The organism is Cognatilysobacter tabacisoli (assembly GCF_003586305.1).
Taxonomy (GTDB): domain Bacteria; phylum Pseudomonadota; class Gammaproteobacteria; order Xanthomonadales; family Xanthomonadaceae; genus Cognatilysobacter_A; species Cognatilysobacter_A tabacisoli.
On the sequence record NZ_QXJI01000001.1, the window covers coordinates 1,484,346 to 1,506,220 of the forward strand.

General features: G+C 71.4%; 21 protein-coding genes. 17 read left to right on the forward strand and 4 right to left on the reverse strand.

Going from position 1 to position 21,875, the window contains the following annotated elements; genetic code table 11:
• Positions 1-25: 25 nt before the first annotated feature.
• The 12 genes from D3A60_RS11395 (at position 26) to D3A60_RS11450 (ending at position 10,994) form a co-directional block, all read left to right on the forward strand.
• Positions 26-427, forward strand: a complete 402-nt coding sequence (locus D3A60_RS11395; protein WP_157981474.1) for a hypothetical protein — start codon at positions 26-28, stop codon at positions 425-427.
• Positions 428-634: 207 nt separating this feature from the next.
• On the forward strand, positions 635-1,204 hold the full coding sequence (locus D3A60_RS11400; RefSeq protein ID WP_196778716.1) for a c-type cytochrome: 570 nt from the start codon (positions 635-637) through the stop codon (positions 1,202-1,204).
• Positions 1,205-1,318: 114 nt separating this feature from the next.
• On the forward strand, positions 1,319-1,798 hold the full coding sequence (locus D3A60_RS11405) for an SUF system Fe-S cluster assembly regulator (protein WP_119718763.1): 480 nt from the start codon (positions 1,319-1,321) through the stop codon (positions 1,796-1,798).
• Between the two features lie 15 nt (positions 1,799-1,813).
• A complete protein-coding gene (gene sufB / locus D3A60_RS11410; protein WP_119718764.1) occupies positions 1,814-3,283 on the forward strand; it encodes a Fe-S cluster assembly protein SufB in 1,470 nt (489 codons plus the stop codon).
• A 107-nt stretch (positions 3,284-3,390) separates the two neighbouring features.
• Positions 3,391-4,155: a Fe-S cluster assembly ATPase SufC gene (gene sufC, locus D3A60_RS11415; RefSeq protein WP_119718765.1), complete on the forward strand. Its 765-nt coding sequence runs from the start codon at positions 3,391-3,393 to the stop codon at positions 4,153-4,155.
• 1 nt (position 4,156) lies between these two features.
• Positions 4,157-5,458: a Fe-S cluster assembly protein SufD gene (sufD, locus tag D3A60_RS11420; protein WP_119718766.1), complete on the forward strand. Its 1,302-nt coding sequence runs from the start codon at positions 4,157-4,159 to the stop codon at positions 5,456-5,458.
• Positions 5,455-6,690 (forward strand): cysteine desulfurase, encoded by a 1,236-nt coding sequence (locus D3A60_RS11425; RefSeq protein ID WP_119718767.1) that lies wholly within the window; start codon positions 5,455-5,457, stop codon positions 6,688-6,690. The genes sufD and D3A60_RS11425 overlap by 4 nt, the downstream gene beginning before the upstream one ends.
• A 68-nt stretch (positions 6,691-6,758) precedes the next feature.
• Positions 6,759-7,031 (forward strand): hypothetical protein, encoded by a 273-nt coding sequence (locus tag D3A60_RS11430; protein WP_119718768.1) that lies wholly within the window; start codon positions 6,759-6,761, stop codon positions 7,029-7,031.
• Positions 7,031-7,561: a GNAT family N-acetyltransferase gene (locus D3A60_RS11435; protein WP_119718769.1), complete on the forward strand. Its 531-nt coding sequence runs from the start codon at positions 7,031-7,033 to the stop codon at positions 7,559-7,561. The genes D3A60_RS11430 and D3A60_RS11435 overlap by 1 nt, the downstream gene beginning before the upstream one ends.
• On the forward strand, positions 7,558-7,890 hold the full coding sequence (locus D3A60_RS11440) for a non-heme iron oxygenase ferredoxin subunit (RefSeq protein WP_119718770.1): 333 nt from the start codon (positions 7,558-7,560) through the stop codon (positions 7,888-7,890). The genes D3A60_RS11435 and D3A60_RS11440 overlap by 4 nt, the downstream gene beginning before the upstream one ends.
• 148 nt (positions 7,891-8,038) lie before the next feature.
• Positions 8,039-10,267 (forward strand): TonB-dependent receptor, encoded by a 2,229-nt coding sequence (locus D3A60_RS11445; RefSeq protein WP_119718771.1) that lies wholly within the window; start codon positions 8,039-8,041, stop codon positions 10,265-10,267.
• Between the two features lie 73 nt (positions 10,268-10,340).
• Complete coding sequence (locus tag D3A60_RS11450) at positions 10,341-10,994, forward strand: PepSY-associated TM helix domain-containing protein (RefSeq protein WP_119718772.1); 654 nt, start codon at positions 10,341-10,343, stop codon at positions 10,992-10,994.
• Position 10,995: 1 nt separating this feature from the next.
• Here D3A60_RS11450 and D3A60_RS11455 read toward each other — a convergent pair whose 3' ends face one another.
• Both D3A60_RS11455 and D3A60_RS11460 read right to left on the reverse strand, forming a co-directional pair.
• Positions 10,996-11,637, reverse strand: coding sequence for a HutD/Ves family protein (locus tag D3A60_RS11455; protein ID WP_119719099.1), 642 nt, complete (start codon positions 11,635-11,637; stop codon positions 10,996-10,998).
• 235 nt (positions 11,638-11,872) lie between these two features.
• Positions 11,873-12,208 (reverse strand): ComEA family DNA-binding protein, encoded by a 336-nt coding sequence (locus tag D3A60_RS11460; protein ID WP_119718773.1) that lies wholly within the window; start codon positions 12,206-12,208, stop codon positions 11,873-11,875.
• Between the two features lie 215 nt (positions 12,209-12,423).
• On the opposite strand from D3A60_RS11460, the gene D3A60_RS11465 reads away from it, so the two are divergent.
• Both D3A60_RS11465 and D3A60_RS14745 read left to right on the forward strand, forming a co-directional pair.
• Positions 12,424-13,914, forward strand: coding sequence for a M20 family metallopeptidase (locus tag D3A60_RS11465; protein WP_119718774.1), 1,491 nt, complete (start codon positions 12,424-12,426; stop codon positions 13,912-13,914).
• A gap of 150 nt (positions 13,915-14,064) precedes the next feature.
• Positions 14,065-14,313: a GlsB/YeaQ/YmgE family stress response membrane protein gene (locus D3A60_RS14745; protein ID WP_119718775.1), complete on the forward strand. Its 249-nt coding sequence runs from the start codon at positions 14,065-14,067 to the stop codon at positions 14,311-14,313.
• A gap of 84 nt (positions 14,314-14,397) precedes the next feature.
• Here D3A60_RS14745 and cysN read toward each other — a convergent pair whose 3' ends face one another.
• Both cysN and cysD read right to left on the reverse strand, forming a co-directional pair.
• Positions 14,398-16,302, reverse strand: coding sequence for a sulfate adenylyltransferase subunit CysN (gene cysN / locus D3A60_RS11475; protein ID WP_119718776.1), 1,905 nt, complete (start codon positions 16,300-16,302; stop codon positions 14,398-14,400).
• The gene (gene cysD / locus D3A60_RS11480; protein WP_119718777.1) at positions 16,302-17,210 is read right to left on the reverse strand and encodes a sulfate adenylyltransferase subunit CysD; all 909 of its coding nucleotides are present in this window, start codon (positions 17,208-17,210) and stop codon (positions 16,302-16,304) included. Before cysD ends, cysN begins: the two co-directional genes overlap by 1 nt.
• 234 nt (positions 17,211-17,444) lie before the next feature.
• Between cysD and D3A60_RS11485 the strand changes: the two genes are divergently transcribed.
• Genes D3A60_RS11485 through D3A60_RS11495 form a run of 3 tightly spaced genes read left to right on the forward strand, consistent with a single transcriptional unit; the run spans position 17,445 to position 21,827 of the window.
• Positions 17,445-19,325 carry an assimilatory sulfite reductase (NADPH) flavoprotein subunit gene (locus D3A60_RS11485; protein ID WP_231120477.1) on the forward strand — a complete coding sequence of 627 codons (1,881 nt, stop codon included), beginning with the start codon at positions 17,445-17,447 and terminating at the stop codon, positions 19,323-19,325.
• A complete protein-coding gene (cysI, locus tag D3A60_RS11490) occupies positions 19,315-21,084 on the forward strand; it encodes an assimilatory sulfite reductase (NADPH) hemoprotein subunit (protein ID WP_119718778.1) in 1,770 nt (589 codons plus the stop codon). The genes D3A60_RS11485 and cysI overlap by 11 nt, the downstream gene beginning before the upstream one ends.
• Positions 21,081-21,827 (forward strand): phosphoadenylyl-sulfate reductase, encoded by a 747-nt coding sequence (locus tag D3A60_RS11495; RefSeq protein WP_119718779.1) that lies wholly within the window; start codon positions 21,081-21,083, stop codon positions 21,825-21,827. The genes cysI and D3A60_RS11495 overlap by 4 nt, the downstream gene beginning before the upstream one ends.
• Positions 21,828-21,875: the final 48 nt, after the last annotated feature.

Genomic DNA, 21,875 nt, shown 5'->3' on the forward strand with positions numbered 1-21,875 from the left:
CGGCCACCCACCACGGAGCACTCCCATGCCCAACGCCACCCCGCAAGTGAACCTGGACATCCGCAACAGCGCACAGACCGAACCCGGCTGGGTCAACGTCGTTGCCAGCAACGGGCAGACCTACAGCTACAGCTACACCGGCGGCGACGACGGCCACGGCGGGCTGGTCCAGACCAGCGGCCAGGGGCGCGACACCGCGCCGCTGCAGCTCAACGCCGATCGCCGCTATCAGCTCAGCAGCAGCAATCCGTGCGTGTTCACCAACGACACCCACGACCAGCTCAGCTGGAACGGGCAGTCGCCGTATGCGGGCAGCATCGTCGACGCCAACACCATGGTCGAGACCGCCGAGTACACGATCAACGTGACCGACACCGGCAACGGCAACTGCAACATCCCCTGCGATCCCCGCGTCATCAACCAGTAGCGGTACCTGGACGCGGGGCGGGCCATGCAACTCACGCCTGCGCAGGCCGATCGGCGGCGCCGCGTGGTGGCGGCCTGCTCCGCGCCAGTTGTCCAGCCCGCGATCGGCGCCGGCCGCGACCCGGGACCGCCCGGGCGCGGCTGGCCGGATCCGCGCGCCCGCTGCGTTCGTGATCACTCCCCCCGAACCAACACGATCCCTTGCCCTATGAACATGCCCTTCCTGCGCCTGCTCGCCGCCCCGCTCGCCCTGACGCTGGCCGCATGCTCGCAGTCCTCGCCGATCGCCACCGCCGCGGCGTCTCCGCTGGCCACGGCCACCGCTACGGCCCCGGCCCAGACGCCGGCCGATGATCTCGTCGCCCGCGGCGAGTACCTGGTCCGCATCACCGGCTGCAACGACTGTCACACGGCCGGCTACGCCGAAGCGCAGGGCAACGTCGACAAGGCGCGCTGGCTGACCGGCTCCCCGCTCGGCTACAAGGGCCCGTGGGGCACGACCTATGCCGCCAACCTGCGGCTGACCCTGGCCGACATGGACGAGGCCACGTGGCTGGCCTACAGCGCCGAGCTGCGCACCCGCCCGATCATGCCGGACTTCGCGCTGCGGGCGATGAGCGTCGAGGACCGCCGCGCGATGTTCGCGTTCATCAAGTCGCTCGGCCCCGGCGGCACGCCGGCGCCGGCGTACGTGCCGCCCGGCCAGACCGCCGCGGCGCCGTACTTCGAGCTGGTCCTGCCGGCTGCTGCCCCCGCCGCGGCCGCCGGCGCGCGCTGAGCCCCGGCCGATCTCCGTCCGGGGCCCCGCGGGCCCCGGAATGCCCGGCTTGGCCGCGCCGGCGCGAAACCGTACAATTCCGGTACGGATTCCCCCGCGCCGCGTGCCGCGCCCATGCTCCGGGTCACCAAGCTCACTGACTACGCCACGGTCGTCCTGACCGTGCTGGCCGCGCCGTCGCCCGGCGCGCCGTCGGCCGTGCTCAGCGCGCCGGAGCTCGCCGAGCGCGCCGGCCTCGAGGTACCGACCGTCGCCAAGCTGCTCAAGCCGCTGGCGCAGGCCGGCCTGGTCGAGGGTTTCCGCGGCGCCAACGGCGGCTACCGCCTCGCGCGTCCGGCCGACCAGATCGGCCTGCTCGACATCGTGATCGCGATGGAAGGCCCGCTCGGCATGACCGAGTGCAGCGTGCACGACGGCAACTGCGGCATCGAACAGTCCTGCGGCGTGCGCGCCAACTGGCGGCGTATCAACGACGTCGTCGTCGACGCCCTGCGCGCCGTCACCCTTGCCCAGATGCTCGCGCCGCCCCCGGCCGCGCCGCCTTCTTCCGACTCCACCGCCCGGCGCATCGACGTGCGCCTGGCCAGCGCCTGATGCGCAGGTAACGCCATGGCCTCCCCGACCGTCGACACCGCCCCCGATGCGACCAGCAACCGCGAGATCCACGCGCAGCTCGGCCGCAAGTACTCGGCCGGCTTCGTCACCGACATCGAGTCCGACAGCCTGCCGCCGGGCCTGAACGAGGACATCATCCGCGCCCTGTCGGCGATCAAGAACGAGCCGCAGTGGATGACCGACTGGCGGCTGGCCGCGTACCGGCACTTCCTGACGATGCCGGTGCCGCACTGGGCCAAGCTCGACATCGCCCCGATCGACCTGCAGTCGCTGAGCTACTACTCCGCGCCGAAGGCCAAGTACGCTTCGCTCGACGAGGTGCCACAGGAGCTGCTCGACACCTACGAGAAGCTCGGCGTGCCGCTGCACGAGCGCGCCAAGCTGGCCGGTGTCGCCGTCGACGCGGTGTTCGACTCGGTCTCGGTCGGCACCACGTTCCGCAAGGAGCTGGCCGAGAAGGGCGTGATCTTCTGCTCGCTGTCCGAGGCGATCCACGACCACCCCGAGCTCGTCCAGCGCTACCTCGGCACCGTCGTGCCGACCGGCGACAACTATTTCGCCGCGCTGAACTCCGCGGTGTTCTCGGACGGGTCGTTCGTGTTCATCCCGAAGGGCGTGCGCTGCCCGATGGAGCTGAGCACGTACTTCCGCATCAACGCCATGAACACCGGCCAGTTCGAGCGCACCCTGATCATCGCCGAGGAGGGCAGCTACGTGTCCTACCTCGAGGGCTGCACCGCGCCGATGCGCGACGAGAACCAGCTGCACGCCGCGGTGGTCGAGCTCGTTGCGCTCGACCACGCGGAGATCAAGTACTCGACCGTGCAGAACTGGTACCCCGGCGACGAGAACGGGGTCGGCGGCATCTACAACTTCGTCACCAAGCGCGGTGAGTGCCGCGGCGCGCGCAGCAAGATCAGCTGGACCCAGGTCGAGACCGGCTCGGCGATCACGTGGAAGTACCCTTCGTGTGTGCTGATCGGCGACGACTCGGTCGGCGAGTTCTATTCGGTCGCGCTGACCCACCACCGCCAGCAGGCCGACACCGGCACCAAGATGGTCCACGTCGGCAAGCGCACCAAGAGCAAGATCGTCAGCAAGGGCATCAGCGCCGGCCGCGGCCAGAACACCTACCGCGGGCTGGTCAAGGTCGGCCCGAAGGCGGAAGGCGCGCGCAACCACACCCAGTGCGACAGCCTGCTGATCGGCAAAAAGTGCGGCGCCCACACGTTCCCGTACATCGAAGTCCGCCACCCGACCGCGACCGTCGAGCACGAGGCGACCACGTCGAAGATCAGCGAGGACCAGCTGTTCTACTGCCGCAGCCGCGGCATCGGCGAGGAGGACGCGGTGTCGATGATCGTCGACGGCTTCTGCAAGTCGGTGTTCCGCGAGCTGCCGATGGAGTTCGCGGTGGAAGCCAAGAAGCTGCTGGAAGTCTCGCTCGAAGGCTCGGTGGGATAAGCCGCGGGCAGGTCGTCGCGCGGCGATCCGCGAGCCACGCGCCGCGCGATGACGCAACGACCCCTGGCCCGCCCGGGACAGGGGGATGGATTGGAACCGGAACGAACATGCTCAAGATCGACAACCTCCACGTCTCCGTCGGCGGCAAGCCCATCCTCAAGGGCCTGACGCTGGAACTGCAGCCCGGCCAGGTGCACGCGGTGATGGGCCCGAACGGCGCCGGCAAGTCCACGCTCGGCAACGTGCTCGCCGGCCGCGAGGGCTACGAGGTCACGTCCGGGACGGTCACGTACGAAGGCATCGACCTGCTGGCGCTCGAGCCCGAGGAGCGCGCCGCCGCCGGCGTGTTCCTGGCGTTCCAGTACCCGGTCGAGATCCCGGGCGTGAACAACACCTACTTCCTGCGCACCGCGCTCAACGCGCAGCGCAAGGCGCGCGGCGAGTCCGAACTCGATTCGATGCAGTTCCTCAAGCTGGTGCGCGAGAAGCTCGCCGTGCTGCACCTGCGCGACGAGCTGCTCCACCGCGGCGTCAACGAAGGCTTCAGCGGCGGCGAGAAGAAGCGCAACGAGATCTTCCAGCTGGCACTGCTCGAGCCGAAGCTGGCGATCCTCGACGAGACCGACTCGGGCCTCGACATCGACGCGCTGAAGGCCGTCGCCGACGGCGTCAACGCGCTGCGTTCCAGCGCGCGCGCGTTCCTGGTCATCACCCACTACCAGCGCCTGCTCGACTACATCAAGCCCGACGTCGTGCACGTGCTGGCCGACGGCCGCATCGTCGAAAGCGGCGGGCCGGAGCTGGCGCTGGAACTCGAGCAGCACGGCTACGCGTGGATCAAGGACCGGATCACGCCCGGGGCGGCCGCCTGACATGGGCGCCCTGCTCGACTCCTTCGCCTCGGCGTTCGACGTGCTGCCCGCGCCGGACGCCGCCGGGCTCGGCGACGCGCGCCGCGGCGCGCTCGACGCCGCACTGGCCGACGGACTGCCGCACGCGCGCGCCGAACGCTGGAAGTACACGTCGCTGCGCGCGCTCGAGCGCCGCACCTTCGCGCCGTCTCCGGCTACTCCGGTGCACTACGACGCCGCCTTGCTCGCCGCCATCCCGGCGCCGCGGCTGGTGTTCGTCAACGGCCGCTTCGACGCGCCGGCCAGCGACACCGCCGGCCTGCCCGACGGCGTCCAACTGCAGGCGCTGTCGGCCGTGCTGGCGACCGGCGACGCACGCGAAGCCAACTTCCTCGCGCGACGGTACGAGCGCAGCGACGAGGTGTTCCCGCGCATCAACGCCGCGCTCGCCGACGAGGGCGCCGTGCTGCGCGTTGGTGACGGCGTGCGCGCCGAGCGCCCGGTGCACCTGGTGTGCATCGGCACCGCGGCGCCTGCCGACCAGGCCTGGCACCTGCGCCACTTCATCGAGCTACGCGCCGGGTCGTCGCTGACCGTGGTCGAGCACGTGCTCGGCGACGGCGCGCACCAGCACCTCGCCAACGCGGTTGCCCACGTGCACGTGGCCGCGGGCGCCACGCTGACCCACGCGCGCCTGCAGGCCGAGTCGGCCGGCGCCACGCTGCTGGCGCGCACCGACGCGGTCCTGGCGCGCGAGGCGAACTACGTGCGGCTCGACCTCGAGCTCGGCGCCGGGCTGTCCCGCCATGAGCTCAATGTCGCCCTGCACGGCGCCTCGTCGCGCCTGCACGCCAACGGCGTGCTGCTCGGCGACGGCAAGCGCCACGTCGACACCCGGCTTGACATCGACCACGTCGGCCGCGACAGCGCCTGCGAGCTGACCTGGCGCGGGCTCGGCGCCGGGCGATCGCGCGTGGTGTTCCACGGCGGCATCCTGATCCGCGAAGGGGCCGACGGCACCAACGCCCAGCTGTCGAACAAGAACCTGCTGCTGTCCGAAGGCGCCGAGATCGACAGCCAGCCGGTGCTGGAGATCCACGCCGACGAAGTGCAGGCGGCCCACGGCGCGACGGTCGGCCAGCTCGACACGACCGCGCTGTTCTACCTGCGCTCGCGCGGCGTGCCGGTCGACCAGGCGCGCGCCCTGCTGACCGCGGCGTTCTGCCGGGAGACGCTCGGCGTGCTCGAGGATGCGGCGCTGCGGGAGTCGCTCGCCGCCCACCTCGACGCGGCGCTGGCGCGCGTCCAGCCGGAGGCCGCATGAACGCGGCAGCCGACGCCGGCATCGACTGGGCCCGCGTCCGCGCGGACTTCCCGCTGCTCGCGCGCGAGGTGCACGGCAAGCCGCTGGTGTACCTCGACTCGGCCAACACCGGCCAGAAGCCGGCCAGCGTGATCGACGCCGTCGACGACTTCTACCGCAACCACAACGCCAACGTCAGCCGCGCCGTGCACGCGCTCGGCACCGAGGCGACCGAGGCCTACGAAGGCGCGCGTCGCAAGCTGGCGCGCTTCCTGAACGTCCGCCCGGACGAGCTGGTGCTGTGCAGCGGCACGACGTTCGCGCTGAACCTCGTCGCGTACTCGTGGGCGCTGCCCCGCCTGCAGCCGGGCGACGCGATCGTGCTGACGCGGATGGAGCACCACGCCAACATCGTGCCGTGGCAGCTGGTGGCGCAGCGCACCGGCGCCACGATCAAGGTCGCCGAGCTCACCGACAGCGGCGAGCTCGACGTCGACGGCCTGTACGCGCTGCTGACCCCGGACGTGAAGCTGCTCGGCCTGACCCACGTCTCCAACGTGCTCGGCACGGTCAACCCGGTGCGCGAGATCTGCCGCGAGGCGCGCCGGCGCGGCATCGTCACCGTGGTCGACGGTTCGCAGGCGGCGCCGCACCGCGCGCTCGACATCGCCGCGCTGGGCTGCGACTTCTACGCGATCACCGGCCACAAAATGTGCGGTCCGACCGGCACCGGCGCGCTGTGGGCGCGGCGCGAGCACCTCGCCGCGATGCCCCCTTTCCTCGGCGGCGGCGAGATGATCAAGGAGGTCCGCTTCGACGGCACCGTGTTCAACGACGCGCCGCACAAGTTCGAGGCCGGCACGCCGAACATTGCCGGCTTCATCGGGCTCGGCGCGGCGGTCGACTATCTGTCCGCGATCGGGATGGACCATGTCGAGGCGCGCGAGCAGGCGCTGCTGGCGCACGCGACCGAGGCGCTGTCGGCGGTCGACGGCGTGCGCATCTTCGGCCGCGCCGCCGACAAGGCCGCGGTGATCAGCTTCCTGGTCGACGGTGCCCACGCGCACGATCTCGCCACGCTGCTCGACCTGGAGGGCGTCGCGATCCGCTCCGGCCACCACTGCGCACACCCGCTGATGCAGCACTTCGGCGTGCCCGCCACGTGCCGCGCGTCGTTTGCGTTCTACAACACGCACGACGAGGTCGACGCGTTCGTCGCCGCGCTCGCCAAGGTGCGCCGGCTGCTCGCCTGATCCCGAGTGCGCAGGGGACCGCGGAGCTGCGCTAGGCTTCGCGTCCCGACGCCGCTTTCGAGACCGCGATGGTCGACCCGTCCGACGCCGCCCCCGACGACATCGCCAGCCTGCTGCGCGAGATCCGCGACGACCAGCGCGTCGCGCTCGCGCTGCAGCGCGAGCAGATGGCGATGCACCAGCGCCAGCTGGATCGGGTCGAGCGCATCAACGACCGCGCCGAGGCGATCCAGGGCCGCGCCGCGCGCGCGCTGCGGCTGGTGGTGCTGGTCGCGCTGCCTCTCGTTGCGCTGCTGCTCGCGCTGATGTTCTTCCCTTACCTGAGCGCGCTGTTCGCATGATGACCGAGTCCACCCTGACCTTCCGCCGGGCCACCGCGGACGACATCGACGCGGTCGTGGCGCTGGTCGAATCGGCGTATCGCGGCGACTCCAGTCGCGCCGGCTGGACGACCGAAGCCGACCTGCTCGACGGACGTCGTACCGGCGTCGACGATATCCGCGCCTGCCTCGACCGCGCGCGCAGCGTCATCCTTCTGGCCGAGCGCGACGGCCGATTGGTGGCGTGCGCGCATGTCGCGGTCGAGGACGACGCCGGCTATTTCGGCATGTTCTCGGTGGTGCCGACGCTGCAGGGCGCGGGCGTCGGCAAGCAGGTGCTGGCCGAGGCCGAGCGCCTCGTGCGCGACGAGTTCGGGCTTCGTCGGATGCGCATGACGGTGATCGACGTGCGCGACGAGCTGATCGGCTTCTACCAGCGTCGCGGCTACCGCCGCACCGGCATCCACAAGCCATTCCCCTATGGCGACGAGCGCTTCGGCCTGCCCAAGCGCGACGACCTTCGATTCGAAGTCCTGGAGAAAGACCTGTGAGCGCGAACTGGGTGTTCGTCGGCACGACCGCGGAACTGTTGCCGGGCGAGTCGCGCGTGGTGTGGGACGACGACACGCCGATCCTCGTCGTGAACTACGACGGCGACTACTACGCTCTGCAGGACAAGTGCTCCCATGAGGACTTCGAGCTGTCGGCGGGCCACTTCGACGCCGACGACGCGACCGTCGAGTGCGCCCTGCACGGGGCGAAGTTCGACGTGCGCGACGGGCGTCCGCTGTGCGCGCCGGCGTACGAGCCGGTGGCGAAGTTCCCGGTCAAGATCGAGGACGGCATGGTCTGGACCCGCGACGATCGCGACGCGGATTGAGACATGAGGGGCCGCTGGCGCCCCGAGTCTCGTGGCAGGCCCACTCAAGCGGACGCGCGGCACCCGTTGTTTTTGATAATCATTCTCATTAGCATTGCTGGGCCGCCGATGACGCAGCGGCAACCCGATCAATCCTTCTGGGAATCCCATGGCACCCCACCGCTTCCCCTTGGCCGCTCCGCTCGCCGCGGCAATCGTCCTTGCCCTGAGCCCAGCGGCCGCTGCTGCCCCGCGCACCGCCGCCCACGCCTCCGCGCTGGCGCAGGCGTCCGAACGCACGCCGACTGAGCTCGACCACGTCGAGGTGGTCGGCGAGATGCCGGGCTACACAGTGCATCGCTCGACCACGGCCACCCGCACCGACACCCCGCTCGTCGACGTGCCGCAGGCCGTCAGCGTCGTCAGCCAGCAGCAGATCCGCGACCTCGCGATCCAGTCGATGGCCGACGCCGTGCGGTACGTCCCGGGCATCGGCATCACCCAGGGCGAAGGCAATCGCGATGGCCTCGTGTTCCGCGGCAACAGCTCGACCGCCGACCTGTTCGTCGACGGCATGCGCGACGACGTCCAGTACTACCGCGACACCTACAACATCGACCGCATCGAGGCGTTCAAGGGGCCGAACGCGATGATCTTCGGCCGCGGCAGCCCCGGCGGCCTGCTCAACCGCGTCACCAAGGTCGCCGACGGCGTCACGACGCGCGAGGTCGGCGTGCAGGTGGGCTCGTGGGACAAGCGCCGCGTCACCGCTGATGTCGGACAGTCCCTGAGCGCCGACGCGGCGTTCCGCGTGACGGGCGTCTATGAGGACTCCGGCAGCTACCGCGACGGGGTCACCGTGCGGCGAGAGGGCATCAACCCGACCCTGCTGTTCACCGCGGGCGACGCCACGCGCATCACGGTCGGCTACGAATACTTCCACGACGAACGCACCGCCGACCGCGGCATCCCCAGCCAGCCCGCTGCGTTCGAAGGCACCCGCTACCCCGTCGAGACGTCGCGCTCGACGTTCTTCGGCGACCCGGATGGCAGCCCGACCTGGGTCGACGTGCACGCGCTGACCGCGCTGGTCGAGCACCGGTTCGCGGGCGGCGCGCAGCTGCGCAACCGCACGCGCTACGCCGATTACGACAAGCTCTACCGCAACGTATTCCCGGGCGCCGTCAACGCGTCCACTGGCACCGTCCAGCTGGCCGCGTACGACAACGCGACCCGGCGCGAGAACCTGCTCAACCAGACCGATCTGGTGTTCGAGGCCAACACCGGCGCGGTGAGCCACACCTTCCTGGCCGGTGCCGAGTTCGGCCGTCAGGAGACCGACAACCTGCGCCAGTCGGGTTCGTTCCTCCTCGGCGCCGGCTCCCCTTGCCTGAACACCAGCGCCACCGGTCGCTCGGGCAGCTGCACGGTGCCGCTGGCCTCGCCGAACGTCGCCGCGCAGATCGTCTACGCCAACAACAGCGCCAACGGCAGCGGCGACGCGCGCAACACCGGCGTGGCGCGGGTTGCGGCGCTGTACCTGCAGGACCAGATCGAGTTCTCGCCGCAGTGGCAGGCCATCGTCGGCGTGCGCTTCGACCGCTTCGACCTCGACTATACCGACCTGCGCGCCGGCGTCAGCGCCGCCAACCGCGACCTGTCGTCCAGCGACGACCTGCTGTCGCCGCGCGTCGGCCTGGTCTACAAGCCGAGCGCCGCTTCGTCGGTGTACGCGAGCTACGGGGTCACGTACCTGCCGCGCTCCGGCGAGCAGCTCTCGTCGCTGTCGGCGACCACGCAGGCGCTGGATCCGGAAGAGTTCGAGAACCTCGAGATCGGCGCGAAGTGGGACATGAGCGAGCGGCTGTCGGCCAGCGTGGCGATGTACCGGCTCAATCGCAGCAACGCCGCGGTGACCGATCCGACCGACCCGACCCGGATGATCCTGCTGGCCGGCGACAGCCAGCGGGTCGACGGCGCCGAGCTGTCGCTGTCGGGTCAGCTGACCGACGCGTGGAGCCTGATCGCCAGCTACGCCTACCAGGATGCCCGCACCGTGCAGACCGTCGGCGGCACGCCGGCCGGCCGGGTGCTGCCGCAGACGCCGGAGCACAGCGCCGGACTGTGGAGCCGTTACGACCTCTCGCCACGCTGGGGCGTGGGCCTGGGAGCCGTGTACCGGGACCGCTCGTTCGCCAGCATCAGCAACGAGGTCACGCTGAAAAGCTACACGCGCTACGACGCGGCCGTGTTCTACCGGATCAGCGACCGGCTGGAGGCGCAGCTCAACCTCGAGAACATCTTCGACAAGACCTACTACCCTTCGGCCCACTCCGACAGCAACATCACGCCCGGGGCGCCGCGCGCGGCCTACCTCAGCGTCGCGATGAAGTTCTGATCCCGTTCCACCCATCCGGGGGCCCCGCGGACCGCGCGGCCCTTCCGTCCCCGACCGTTTGCCGGACCTGCCCATGATCGCCAAGCCCACCGCCCCTGCCACCGCCGCACGCCGCTCGCCCGTGCAGCGCTGGGTCCGCCAGCTTCACCTGTGGATCGGCGCGTGGGGCGCGATCGCGGCGATCGTGTACGGGTTCACGGGCCTGGTGATGAACCACCGGTTCGGCGACAACGCGTGGCCGCAGGGCAGCAACGCGCCGAGCGGATCGCTGATGCTGGACGTGCCGGCCAACGCGCAGGTCACGCCCGAAGCCCTCACGGCGTGGCTCAGCGACACGCACGGACTGGCCACCCAGCGGGTACGCAAGTCGGAGGCCGGCGGCGGCGCGCTGAACGGCAAGCCGATCGCGGCGCGCGAGAAGTGGACGCTGACCGGCGGCACGGCGCGGCAGGCCTGGACGCTCGACTACGTGCCCGGCAACGCGACCGCCGAGGTCAAGCAGGAACGTCACAGCGCGCTGTCGGCCTTCAACCGGCTGCACAAGGCGTACGGCGGGGGCGGGGCGTGGATCCTGCTGGCCGACAGCTTCGCGATCGGCATGCTGCTGCTGGGCCTGTCGGGCATCTGGATGTGGGCGCGGGGCCGCACGCCGAAGCAGCTGCTGCTCAGCGTGCTGGCCGCGTCGGTGCTGACGTGGGTGATCGTGGTGGGGCCGTCGCTGGCCTGAGTCACGCCTGGGCGAGCGGCGTCAGCCGAACCAGCAGGGTCTCGCCACCGCCTTCAAGCACATGACGCTGGCGCTGGCGGCCCGCCTGCAGGATCGCGGTGTCGCCCGTAGCCAGCGGCGCGAGGCCGGACTCGGCACCGAACGCGGCGCGCCCGCCGATCAGGTGGACCGCCCACGTCGCCGCCGGATCGACGAACAGGACCATCGGCCCCACCAGCGGGCGGTGCCACAGCGCTGCATCGAAGCGGTCGCGGCGCCACATCAGGTTGAAGTCGTGCGTCGGCCCGTCGATCAGCTCGCCGGTGACGCCGCGCTCGCCGGCGAACCGCAGTCGATCGTGCGGCGGATGCAGCGCATGCACCTCGCCGTCGTCGAAGCGCAGGCGGACGCCGTTGCCCGACAGCAGCACCAGCTCGCGGTCGATGCCGGGAAACGACGAAAACGCCGCGTCGCGCTCGATCTCGGCAATCGACAGGCGCCAGTCCCACTCGGGGACGCCGGCCCGCGCGTGCGCGGGCGGCGTCGGCTGGGCATAGATCTCGCGCGTCCAGCCGAGCTGGTTGCGCCAGCGCTCTCGCCGGTACTCGTGCGCGGCGATCGCCCAGGCGCGGGCGGTGGGATCGTTGTCGTGCGCGCTGATCATCGGGTCCGGCTCCTCGGGCCGCATCAGTCTAGAGGCCGCGGCCCGGTCCTTACCGTCGATGCACGCGATCGGGTCGTGCGCGCCCTCGTGCCTCAACGCGGACGAAACGAAGCCACCCGGCCGCGGGTCCTTCCGCGGTCGGGCGGCGCACATCCGTGTGGCGGGCGTTACCGCCCTGCAGGCGTCCAGGCCTGCACCGAGCCACGCGCCCCATCCGTGCGGCGCGCGTGGAACCTCAGCGCTTGGGCACCGGACGGGCCGCGGCCGCGACCGGCTTGCGCGCCGGCGCGCCGGCGGCCGCGCCGCCGACGACGATCCGGTCGCGGTTCTTATCGATGGTCTTCAGGCCGACGCCCTTGACCAGCGCCAGCTGGTCGGCGCTGCGGAACGCGCCGTTGGCCTTGCGGTAGGCGACGATCGCCTGGGCCTTCGACGGGCCGATGTTCAGCAGCACGCGATCGATGGTCGCGGCGTCGGCGGTGTTGATGTTGACCTTCTCGGCGGCGAGCGCAGTGCCGGCAAGCAGCAGCGACAGGGCCAGCGAGGACAGCACGGTGCGGATCGACTTCATGGGAGCTCCTTGACGAGGCATACGTGGCCGGGAACCGATTCCCGGGGGGCCGGCGGGTCCATCGGCCGGTGTGGACAGTCTCCGCAGGTCCCGGGTCGACGCCCATCGCCGCATGCCCCGTGCGGGTGTAGGACGGCGCCGGCCGGCCGGGTCGGAAAAGCCCTACACGCCCCAACGGCGTAAAATCCGGGGCTCACCCGCAGTGAAGGTCCCCCATGGACACCTCCCAGGTAGATCGCTTCATTGGCCAGAAGTGGGACGACGAGATCGTCCCGCAGCTCGTCGAGTACATCCGCATCCCCAACAAGTCGCCGATGTTCGATGCCGACTGGGTGGCCCACGGGTTCATGGACGACGCGGTCAAGCTGATGGAGGCCTGGGCCAGCAAGCAGCCGATCCCGGGCATGCAGCTGGAGGTGGTGCGCCTGGAAGGCCGCACCCCGCTGATCTTCATCGACATCCCCGCCAGCAGCGGCGGCCGCAGCGACGACTGCGTGCTGCTGTACGGCCACCTCGACAAGCAGCCGGAGATGACCGGCTGGGACGCGGACCTCGGCCCCTGGAAGCCGGTCATTAAGGGCGACCGCCTGTACGGCCGCGGCGGCGCCGACGACGGCTACGCGCTGTTCGGCTCGCTCGCCGCGGTGATGGCGCTGCAGGAGCAGCAGATCCCGCACGCCCGCTGCGTGGTGCTGATCGAAGCGTGCGAGGAGTCCGGCAGCTACGACCTGCCGGCCTACGTCGACCACCTGGCCGACCGCATCGGCAAGCCGTCGCTCGTCGTGTGCCTGGACTCGGGCTGCGGCAACTACGACCAGCTGTGGTGCACGACCTCGCTGCGCGGCCTGGCCGGCGGCAACCTCACGGTCAAGGTGCTCGACGAGGGCGTGCACTCCGGCGACGCGTCCGGAATCGTGCCGTCGAGCTTCCGCCTGCTGCGCCAGCTGCTGTCGCGGATCGAGGACGAGAACACCGGGCGGATCCTGCTCGACGGGCTGCACGCCGACATTCCGGCCGAGCGGCTGGCGCAGGCGAAGGAAGCCGCGCGCGTGCTCGATACGGCCGTCTACGACAAGTTCCCGTTCCTGCCCGGCATGACGCCGATGGCCGACGACCTGACCGAGTTGGTGCTCAACCGCACGTGGCGCCCGGCGCTGTCGGTGACCGGCGCGGACGGCCTGCCGGCGCTGTCGTCGGCCGGCAACGTGCTGCGTCCGCACACCGCGGTGAAGCTGAGCCTGCGGCTGCCGCCGACGCTCGACGGCAAGCGCGCCGGCCAGCTGCTGAAGGAAACGCTGCTGCGCGACCCGCCGAACGGCGCGCAGGTGTCGATGGAGCTCGAGAAGGCGTCGACCGGCTGGAACGCGCCGGCGATGTCGCCGTGGCTGGAAAAGGCGATCAACGCCTCGAGCGAGGAGTTCTTCGGCGCCCCGGCGATGTACATGGGCGAGGGCGGCACGATCCCGTTCATGGGCATGCTCGGTGAGAAGTTCCCCGGTGCGCAGTTCATGATCACCGGCGTGCTCGGCCCGCACAGCAACGCGCACGGCCCGAACGAGTTCCTGCACATCCCGATGGGCAAGCGCGTCACCGCGTGCGTGTCGCGCGTGATCGCCGAGCACCACCAGGCGAGCCTGCGCGGCGAGACAACCGGCGTGGCCGCAGTGGCCGGCGGCGAGCACCACGGCGACCACGGCTGCTGCTGACCGCTGCCTTCCCGCCCTGCGGTTCAAGCGCGCCCGGTTTCGACCGGGCGTTTGCTTGTCTGCCCGGTACGTTGCAGCGCAGCAGGCGCGCGCCGGGCCCCTGCTAGGATCGGGCCGCGGCAGTCACCGCCACGGCAAGGGGGGAAGTGCATGTTCGAAGGAATACTGGGGTACGTGTTCGGCGGGGCGATCATCGGCGTGCTCGCGCGCCTGCTGAAGCCCGGCGCCGACCCGATGGGCTGGATCATGACGATCCTGCTCGGCATCGCCGGCGCGGTCGCCGGCGGCTACATCGCCGGCACCGGCGTGATGGCGTGGGTGGCGTCGATCGCGGCCGCCGTCGTGCTGCTGTTCGTGTTCGAGATGGTGCGCCGGCGCGGCGGCAAGCAGGCTGCCTGACCGCCGGCTCGACGCCATCGGTTCGACGACGACGCCCCGGCACGCCGGGGCGTTTTCGTTGGCGCGCCGCGACGGGCCGCGCGGTCAGGCCAGCAGGCGGTCCACCACGCGCTGGGCCAGCACGTCGGCCGACTCGTGCACGGTGTCGAGCACCAGCTCGGCCGCTTCGGGCACCTCGTACGGCGAGTCGATGCCGGTGAAGTTCGGGATCTGGCCCGCACGCGCCTTCGCGTACAGCCCCTTGGCATCGCGCTGCTCGGCCACGGCCAGCGGCGTGTCCACGTAGACCTCGACGAACTCGCCCGGGTCGAACAGCGCGCGCGCCAGCCGGCGCTCGGCGCGGAACGGCGAGATGAAGCTGACCAGCACGATCAGGCCGGCATCGGTCATCAGCCGCGCGACCTCGGCGACGCGGCGGACGTTTTCGACCCGGTCCTCGGCGGTGAAGCCCAAGTCCTTGTTGAGGCCGTGGCGCACGTTGTCGCCATCGAGGATGTAGGTGTGGTGGCCGAGCGCGTGCAGCTTCTTCTCGACCAGGTTGGCGATGGTCGACTTGCCCGAGCCCGACAGGCCGGTGAACCACGCGCAGCGCGGCACCTGCGCCTTGCTGCGCGCGCGCGCGGCCTTGTCGACGTCGACGTGCTGCCAGTGGATGTTTCCGGCGCGGCGCAGCGCGAAGTCGATCGTGCCGGCGGCGACCGTGGCGTTGCTCTGCCGGTCGATCAGCACGAACCCGCCGAGCGCGCGGTTGTCTGCGTACGCCTCGAACGGCACCGCGTGGTCGAGGTACAGGTTGCAGACGCCGACCTCGTTGAGCTCCAGGTGCTTGGCCGCCAGATGCTCCTGCGTGTTGACGTCGACCCGGTGCTTGATCTCGGTGACGCTGGCGCTGACGGTGCGCGCGCCGAGCTTCAGCCAGTACGGCCGGCCCGGCAGCAGGCGCTGCTCGCCCAGCCACAGGACATGCGCGGCGAACTGGTCGGCCACCTGCGGCGGATGCTGCGCGCTGGCGATGAGATCGCCGCGGCTGGCGTCGACCTCGTCGGTGAGCGTCAGCGTCACCGCGTGTCCCTCGCGCGCGACGTCGAGATCGCCGTCGGCGGTGACGATCCGCGCGACGCGCGAGCGCCGTCCCGACGGCAGCACCACGACTTCGTCGCCGGGGCGCACCGCGCCGGCCGCGACCGTGCCGGCGAAGCCGCGGAAATCGGTGCTCGCCTGGGTGCGGTTGGGCCGGTTGACCCACTGCACCGGAAGGCGGAAGCCCACGTCGGTCCCGCCGCGTGCAGGATCGACGGACTCCAGCCATTCCAGCAGCGCCGGCCCGTCGTACCACGGCGTGCGCGCCGAGCGCTGCAGCAGGTTGTCGCCGTCGAGCGCCGACAGCGGCACCGCGGTGACGTCGGCGATGCCGAGCTGCGTAGCCAGCGCGCGGTACTCCGCGACGATCGCCTCGTACACGTCCCGGTCGAAGCCGACCAGGTCCATCTTGTTGACCGCCAGCGCAACGTGGCGGATGCCGAGCAGCGAGACGATGTAGCTGTGCCGGCGGGTCTGCGTCAGCAGGCCCTTGCGCGCGTCGACCAGCACCACCGCGACATCCGCGGTCGAGGCGCCGGTCGCCATGTTTCGCGTGTACTGCTCGTGGCCCGGGCAGTCGGCGACGATGAACTTGCGCCGCTCGGTGCTGAAGAAGCGGTACGCCACGTCGATCGTGATGCCCTGCTCGCGCTCGGCGGCGAGGCCGTCGAGCAGCAGCGCGTAGTCGATGTTGTCGCCCTGCGTGCCGTGGCGCCGGCTGTCGGCACCGAGCGCGGCCAGCTGGTCCTCGAACAGGCCGCGCGTGTCGTGCAGCAGCCGGCCGATCAGCGTGCTCTTGCCGTCGTCGACGCTGCCGCAGGTGATGAAGCGCAGCAGGCCCTTGGTTTCGTGCTGCTGCAGGTAGGCGGCGACGGCGGCGGTCGCATCGCGGGTGCCGGTCGCGGCCATCAGAAGTAGCCCTCCTGCTTCTTCTTCTCCATCGACGCCGACGGGTCGTGGTCGATGACCCGCCCCTGCCGTTCGGACGTCGTCGCCACCAGCATCTCGGCGATGACCTTCTCCAGCGTATCGGCATCGGATTCGACCGCGCCGGTCAGCGGGTAGCAGCCGAGGGTGCGGAAGCGCACGCGGCGCAGCGCGGGCTGCTCGCCGTCGCGCAGCGGCAGGCGCTCGTCGTCGACCAGGATCAGTGCTCCATCGCGTTCGACCACCGGCCGCTCGGCGGCCAGGTACAGCGACGGCACCGGGATCCTCTCGCGGTAGATGTACAGCCACACGTCGAGCTCGGTCCAGTTCGAGATCGGGAACACGCGCACCGACTCGCCGGCGTGGATGCGCGTGTTGTAGAGGTTCCAGAGTTCCGGGCGCTGGTTCTTCGGATCCCAGCGGTGCTGCGCATTACGGAACGAGAAGATCCGCTCCTTCGCGCGGGACTTCTCCTCGTCGCGACGCGCACCGCCGATCGCCGCGTCGAAGCCGTGCCGGTCCAGCGCCTGCTTCAGCGCCTGCGTCTTCATCACGTCGGTGTGCACGGTGGCGCCGTGGGTGATCGGCCCGATGCCCTGGGCGACGCCGTCGGGGTTGGTGTGCACGTGCAGTTCGATGCCGGTTTCCGCGGCGCGGCGGTCGCGGAACGCGATCATCTCGCGGAACTTCCAGCCGGTGTCGACGTGCAGCAGCGGAATGGGCGGCCGCGCCGGATGGAACGCCTTCTGCAGTAGGTGCAGCAGCACCGAGCTGTCCTTGCCGATCGAGTACAGCATCACCGGGTGGCGGAAGCCGGCCGCCACCTCGCGCAGGATGTGGATGGCCTCGGCTTCGAGGCGGTCGAGGTGGGACAGGGTCGGCAGCGGCATCGGACTCGGCGGCAGGACTCGGGTTCAGCGGTGCGGAGGAGCGGAAGACGGCAGATCTGCGCACCTTCCAGCCGTCGAAGCGGCGGCGCGTCGCCCGCCGTCCGCGCAGTATCGTGGCTCGCTGGCCGACGGCAAAGGCGCGTGCCGAGCATAAGCGCATAACGACGCGTCCTTTCCGCATTGTGCCGGGCCTGCCCAGACTGGCGCGGTCCTCCTTTCCAGGCCGCCGCCGCGATGTCCGCCCCCGCGCTGTCCACCGCCCTGCCCGCCCCGGCGCCGCCCGCGCCGATGTCGAGCGAGCAGGCCGACCTGCTGCGGCGGCTGACCGACGGCCTCGACGGCGCGGGCCTGTGGTTCCTGTCCGGCTACGCGGCCGGACTGGCGCGCGGGCAGACGCAGTCCCACCCTCGCCCGATTCCAATTCCGACCACCGCGGTCGACGCGCCCGCCGTCGCGCGCCTGACCGTCGTCTACGGCAGCCAGACCGGAAACGCGCGGCGGCTCGCGGAGGCGCTCGCGCAGCAGGTGGAAGCGGCCGGGCTGCCGGTCCGCCTGCTGCGCGCCGACGCCTACGCCACGCGCGAACTGAAGGACGAGACCCACCTGGCGATCGTCATCAGCACCCAGGGCGACGGCGACCCGCCGGACGACGCGCGGGCGCTGGTCGAGTTCATCACCGGGAAGCGCGCGCCCGCCCTGCCCGCGCTGCGCTATGCGGTGTTCGGGCTCGGCGATTCGAGCTACCCGCAGTTCTGCGCGATCGGACGGCGGCTCGACGCGCGGCTGGCCGAGCTCGGCGCGCAGCCGTGGTTGCCGCGCGTCGACGCCGACCTCGACGTCGAGACGCCGGCCGGCCCGTGGATCGAGCAGCTGCTGACCCAAGCGCGCGACGCGCTGCGGCCGGGCACGCCGCCGGCGTCGGTGACGCCGCTGCGGCCGCACGTCGCCTCCGTCGCCGTGCACCGCCGCGACCAACCGTTCCACGCCCAAGTGCTGGCCAACCAGCGGATCACCGGGCGCGGGTCAGACCGCGATGTGCGCCATGTCGAGCTGTCGCTGGACGGCGCCGGGCTGCACTACGAACCCGGCGACGCGCTCGGCGTGTGGCCGGTCAATCCGCCGGCGCTGGTCGAGGCGGTGCTCGACAAGCTCGGGCTCGACGGCAACGCGGCGGTCGCGCACGCCGGCGACACCCTGCCGCTGTGCGAGTGGCTTTCGCGCAGGCGCGAGCTGACCCGGCTGAGCCGGCCGTTCGTCGCCGCGCACGCCGCGCACGCGCGCAGCGAGGTGCTGAACCGGCTGCTCGCGCCGGACCAGGCGACCGCGTTCGCGCAGCTGTTGAACCGCGAGCAGCTGATCGACCTGCTGCGCGCGCACCCGGCGGCATGGAGCGCCGACGAGCTGGTGGCCGCGCTGCGACCGCTCGCGCCGCGCCTGTACTCGATCGCCTCGAGCCGCAAGCACGTCGGCGACGAAGCGCACCTGACCGTGGCGCATGTCGAATACGCCGTCGACGGCGATCCGCGCTGGGGCGCGGCGTCGCACTTCCTCGCCTCGCGCGCGGACGGCGAGCGCGTACCCGTGTTCGTCGAGGCCAACGAGCGCTTCCGCCTGCCGGGCGATCCGGCGCGCGACGTGGTGATGATCGGCCCGGGCACCGGCGTGGCGCCGTTCCGCGGATTCGTGCAGGAGCGTGCGGCGATCGGCGCGAGCGGGCGGCACTGGCTGCTGTTCGGCAATCCGCACGCGCGCAGCGATTTCCTCTACCAGCTGGAATGGCAGGACGCGCTGCGGCGCGGCCAGCTGCACCGGCTCGATCTGGCGTTCTCGCGCGATCGCACGCCAGCCCATGCACCACAAAGGGCGCATTCGCCCAGCGACGCCGGCGCGAAGGTCTACGTCCAGCATCGCCTGCGCGAGCACGGCCGTACGCTGTTCGACTGGCTCGAAAGTGGCGCGCACCTGTACGTCTGCGGCGCGGTCGCGATGGGCCGCGACGTGCACGCGACGCTGCTCGACGTCGTGCGCCAGCACGGCGGCCGCTCCGACGACGACGCCGCCGACTACCTCAACGCCCTGCAGGCTCAGGGCCGCTACGCGCGGGATGTCTACTGATGGCCCGCGCACGCACCGGACAGCCCGCGCAATGAGCACGCACTCCGTCGAGGACATCAAGCACGGCAGCGGCCGCCTGCGCGGCACGCTGCTGCAATCGCTCGCCGACCCGGTCACCGGCGCGCTGGCCGAGGCCGACCAGACGCTGATCAAGTACCACGGCAGCTACCAGCAGGACGACCGCGACCTGCGCGAGGAGCGCCGCCAGCAGAAGCTCGAGCCTGCCCACAGCTTCATGATCCGCACGCGCACGCCCGGCGGCGTGGTCACGCCACGGCAGTGGCTGCAGCTCGACGCGATCGCCACGAGCTACGCCGAGCGCGGGCTGCGCATCACCACCCGCCAGGCGTTCCAGCTGCACGGCGTGGTCAAGGGCGAGCTGAAGCCAACGATGCAGGCGATCAACGCGGCCCTCATCGACACGCTCGCCGCGTGCGGCGACGTCAACCGCAACGTCGCCGTCGCGGCCAACCCGCACGCCTCGGCCGCGCACGCGCAGGTGTTCGCGCACGCCGCGGCGCTGTCGGAGCACCTGCTGCCGAACACCCGCGCGTACTACGAGATCTGGCTCGACGAGGAGAAGGTCGCCGACAGCGGCGCGGAGGCCGAGCCGATCTACGGCGCCGCCTACCTGCCGCGCAAGTTCAAGATCGGCTTCGCGGTGCCGCCGACCAACGACGTCGACGTGTTCGCGCAGGACCTGGGCTACATCGCCGTGCTCGACGACGCCGGCGCGCTGCTCGGCTACAACGTCACCGTCGGCGGCGGCATGGGCGCGACCCACGGGGACCCGGAGACCTACCCGCGGCTGGGCGACGTCATCGGCTTCGTCGCCCCCGGCGACGTGATCGCGATCGGCGAGGCCGTCGTGACCACCCAGCGCGACTGGGGCAACCGCGCGGTGCGCAAGCGCGCGCGGCTGAAATACACGATCGACGACCGCGGGCTGGACGCGTTCAAGGCCGAGGTCGAGCGCCGCAGCGCGGTGACGTTCGCGCCGGCGCGCGCGTTCGCGTTCGCGCACAACGGCGACCGCTTCGGCTGGGTCGACGGCGACGACGGGCGCGCGCACCTGACCCTGCGCATCGTGTCCGGCCGCGTCTGGGACCGCGACGGCGAACAGGCGCTGACCGGCCTGCGCGCGATCGCGGCCCGGCTGGTCGACACCGGCGCCGAGCCCACGCCTGCGCAGTTCAGGCTCACGCCGAACCAGAACCTCGTCATCGCCAACGTCGCTGCCGGCGACCGCGCCGACGTCGACGCGCTGGTCGCGCGTTATCGCCTCGACGAGCACGCGACCGCGTCGCCGCTGCGACTGAACGCGATTGCCTGCGTCGCGCTGCCGACCTGCGGGCTGGCGATGGCCGAGGCCGAACGCTACCTGCCCGACTTCGTCGCACGGTTCGACGCGCTGCTCGCGCGCCACGGCCTGCGCGACGCGCCGATCCACCTGCGCATCAGCGGCTGCCCGAACGGCTGCTCGCGCCCGTACCTCGGCGAGGTCGCGCTGGTCGGCAAGGCGCCGGGCCGCTACAACCTGATGCTCGGCGCCGACCACCGCGGCCAGCGGCTCAACGCGCTGTACCGCGAGAACATCGACGAGGCCGCGACCCTGGCCGCGCTCGACCCGCTGCTGGCCGATTACGCCGCGCAGCGCCACGACGCCGAACGCTTCGGCGACTTCCTGGTTCGTAGCGGGGTGGTCGCCACCGGCGTGGTCGCGCCGCGGCGGACCCTCGACCTGGAGCTGGTGGCATGAGCCCCCCCGACCCGCTGACCGCGGCCGAAGCGCCCGCCGCGCTGTCCGAACTCAACCGCTGGCTGGCGCGCCAGACCGCGACGCAGCGCGTCGAGTGGGCGCTGGCCAACCTCGCCGGCGAACACGCGCTGTCGTCGAGCTTCGGCGCGCAGGCCGCGGTGTCGCTGCACCTGGCCACGCGCGTACGCGCCGACCTGCCGGTGATCCTGGTCGACACCGGCTACCTGTTTCCCGAGACGTACCGCTTCGTCGACACGCTGACGGAGCGGCTGGCGCTGAACCTGAAGGTGTACCGGCCGCAGATCGGCATCGCGTGGATGGAGGCGCGGATGGGCCGGCTGTGGGAGGACGGGGTCGACGGCATCACCCGCTACAACCGGCTGCGCAAGGTCGAACCGATGCAGCGCGCGCTGCGCGAGCTCGGCGTGCGCACCTGGATCGCCGGGCTGCGCCGCAGCCAGAGCGCGAGCCGCGCCGGCATCGAGTTCCTCGAGCTGCGCGACGGCCGCTGGAAGCTGCATCCACTCGCCGACTGGAGCGACCGCGACGTGTGGCAGTACCTGCAGCAGCACGACCTGCCGTACCACCCGCTCTGGCACGAGGGCTTCGTTTCGATCGGCGACGTGCACACCACGCGCCGGCTGGAGCCGGGCATGAACGACGACGACACCCGCTTCTTCGGGCTCAAGCGCGAGTGCGGGCTGCACGAGGACTGGGGCGCCGACGCCGGGCAGGCCGCTTAGCGCGCCGGGGCGCCCACGCGTTGTGCCCGCTGACCATGGCGGGCCGGC